This is a genomic window from Mesorhizobium sp. M7A.F.Ca.CA.002.09.1.1, from assembly GCF_003998555.1.
GTDB lineage: Bacteria > Pseudomonadota > Alphaproteobacteria > Rhizobiales > Rhizobiaceae > Mesorhizobium > Mesorhizobium ciceri.
Map to the genome: position 1 here is coordinate 1 of NZ_RZRR01000987.1, position 1,931 is coordinate 1,931.

Here is a 1,931-nt window from a genome sequence, read left to right on the forward strand (position 1 = left end):
CGATGGATTTGGCCCCAAGCGCCTCGGCGGCTGAAATCACAATATCGGCAAGAACCTTCTTTTCCGCCGACGGCGGAGTGCCACGCGATTCACCGATCTCCGGAAGATCGAAAGCCAGCGTAAAGTATCGCGTGCCGAGTTCATCGAGCACACCATCATAGATTTTCCGGGAATGGGGCCAGCCGTGCAGAAGGATCAAGGCCGGTCGGCGCGGATCGCCGGCCGTGGATACCGCCAGCTGCATATCGCCTGCTTCGAGGGTCTGGACGAGCATCGTCTATCCATTTTCGGGAACTCAGAAGAAAACGAAGAGCGAACGAATAGGTTGCCCCACCAGTTCAATCTGCGTCGCTCGCCGCTGTCCGTTCTCCAACGTCTGTGCTCAAGGACCAGCCCGCTTTCTGAGCCGGCTCGACCGTCACCAAGTGGGAGGAGGGGGCCATCCACCGGCCCTGTTGGTCCGCCTGCGGAACAAGCATTTAACCCTGGCGTTAGAATGCCGGGCGATCCCGCAACGGGCGAATGGGCAGTCGCGAAGTCGTCGCGGCGGTTTGCAATTAGGACAATGCAGGGAGATTCACATGCCGCTTACGGCCTTCGCACTCAATTGCTCGCTCAAAGCTTCGAACGACAGGGAAAAATCCTCCACCGATCGGTTGCTCGCCGATGTCCTGGCGGCGTTGATGCAATACGATGTGAAGGGCGAGATCGTGCGTGCGCTCAGCCACGATATCAAGCCCGGCGTGCTCTCCGACATGGGCGAGGGCGACGATTGGCCGAAACTCAGAAAGAAGATACTGGCGGCCGACATCTTCGTGCTCGGGCTTCCGATCTGGCTTGGCCAGCCCTCGAGTGTGGCCAAGCGCGTCCTGGAGCGGATGGATGCCTTTCTCGAGGAGACGGATGACAGAGGGCGAATGCCGGCAGCAGGAAAGGTGGCCCTGGTGGCCATCGTCGGTAATGAGGACGGTGCGCATCACTGCCACGCGGAATGCTTTCAGGCATTGAACGATGTCGGCTTCACCATCCCGGCCAATGGCGGGGTCTACTGGGTTGGCGAGGCGATGGAGGACGTCAACTATGTCGACCTGCCGGCAACTCCGGAAAAAGTCTCGGGTGCGATCGAAATGGCAGCCTCAAACGCCGCCCATCTCGCTGGATTGCTGAAAGACCAGGGCTATTCGGGCGTCTCGGGATGACCTTTGTTCGCCTAAACAACTTTGAGCGGCCAGACATTGCAGCGTCGATGAGGTCTCAATCGGGAACAGGAAGGCTTGTAGCGAGTTCATATTCTCATCAGCCGGCGACCGCCGCTCCGTCTACACGGCGCGAAGCCGCAAACAGGAGAGCAAGTCATGGGTCTCGGCACAATTCTTATCATCATTCTGATTATCGCATTGCTTGGCGGCTTTAGTGGACTTGGCGGCGGGCCATTCTACGGCACCGGCTATTACGGGGGCGGCGGCCTCGGTCTTCTGCTGCTTATAGTCATAATCCTGGTCGTGCTCGGGCGTCTCTAGCCGAGTCCGCCATGCGGTGGCAGATTGTATCACCTGCCGCTTGCGGTTCTCTTCGGAGTTGCTTTGAATCCATAGCAGTCCGGCAATGACGGTCCGCCCTCTGGAGGGCGGACCACTCGTCGGACATATCAGGTCAAAATCAGCACGATCTTGAACGTATCCGGATCAACGATGACGATCCGACCGTCCGCAAGCACGAAATACTCGTAGCTTTCGTAAGCGGGAACGATCTTGACGATACGAGCCGGCAGCCGATGCAGCCTGACCTTGTGCCGCGGAACTTCGACGCCGACGCTGATGTCAAAATTGACATTGGACACAGGCTCGACCTTCGTCTCCCGGATAATCTGAGTGACTTGGGTTTTCTGCTCCACCGTCACGTTGTTGATGGAACCGGTCGACGTCGTATCC

At 58.4% G+C, this 1,931-nt stretch carries 4 protein-coding genes; 2 read left to right on the forward strand and 2 right to left on the reverse strand.

The window, feature by feature from the left end; all coding sequences use genetic code 11:
- Window positions 1-274, reverse strand: a 274-nt coding sequence (locus tag EN994_RS29265) for an alpha/beta fold hydrolase (protein WP_348631696.1), incomplete at its 3' end; no start/stop codon positions are given.
- A 307-nt stretch (window positions 275-581) separates the two neighbouring features.
- On the opposite strand from EN994_RS29265, the gene EN994_RS29270 reads away from it, so the two are divergent.
- Window positions 582-1,199, forward strand: coding sequence for an NAD(P)H-dependent oxidoreductase (locus tag EN994_RS29270; RefSeq protein ID WP_013531545.1), 618 nt, complete (start codon window positions 582-584; stop codon window positions 1,197-1,199).
- Between the two features lie 156 nt (window positions 1,200-1,355).
- Complete coding sequence (locus EN994_RS29275) at window positions 1,356-1,520, forward strand: DUF3309 family protein (protein WP_013531546.1); 165 nt, start codon at window positions 1,356-1,358, stop codon at window positions 1,518-1,520.
- 128 nt (window positions 1,521-1,648) lie between these two features.
- On the opposite strand, the gene EN994_RS29280 is transcribed toward EN994_RS29275, so the two are convergent.
- Window positions 1,649-1,931, reverse strand: a 283-nt coding sequence (locus EN994_RS29280) for a DUF1236 domain-containing protein (RefSeq protein WP_127308045.1), incomplete at its 5' end; no start/stop codon positions are given.

What these genes read in the sequence shown, in the direction of transcription:
- EN994_RS29270 (WP_013531545.1), top strand. Translation starts at nt 582, where the DNA reads ATGCCGCTTACGGCCTTCGCACTCAATTGCTCGCTCAAAGCTTCGAAC.
- EN994_RS29275 (WP_013531546.1), top strand. Translation starts at nt 1,356, where the DNA reads ATGGGTCTCGGCACAATTCTTATCATCATTCTGATTATCGCATTGCTT.